Source organism: Pseudomonas sp. S60 (assembly GCF_016647865.1).
Classification (GTDB): Bacteria; Pseudomonadota; Gammaproteobacteria; order Pseudomonadales; family Pseudomonadaceae; genus Aquipseudomonas; species Aquipseudomonas parafulva.
In genome coordinates, this window is sequence record NZ_JACVVH010000123.1 from 1 (window position 1) to 320 (window position 320).

The following is a 320-nucleotide window of genomic DNA, read 5'->3' on the forward strand; positions in this document are numbered from 1 at the left end:
GCACACGTGTTTCATCACAGTGGATGATCCGACTGCTCAACAGGCTTTCGCACATCAGATTCAGCAGCGGCTGGAAGTGCTCACTGCATTGAATCACCCAGCGTGCCAGGGTTTGGCGCGGGATATCGACACCGTGGCGCCCCAACACTTTTTTGAAGCGATGAAGCGGTAAGCCGTCTACATATTTGGTGGTGAGCAGCATGGCCAGCACACTTGGGCTAGCCATGCTCTTCTCGATCACCTGGTCAGGCTTGTCCGCCGTTACAGGCGCTGACTCGCAGTCGCGGCAGCCATACACCTTGCGAACATGTTTGATGACG

The 320-nt window shown here is 55.9% G+C and carries 1 protein-coding gene; it reads right to left on the bottom strand.

Going from position 1 to position 320, the window contains the following annotated elements:
- Window positions 1-320 (bottom strand): IS66 family transposase (locus IAE33_RS24435; protein WP_201165776.1); only part of this gene is annotated, 320 nt, incomplete at both ends.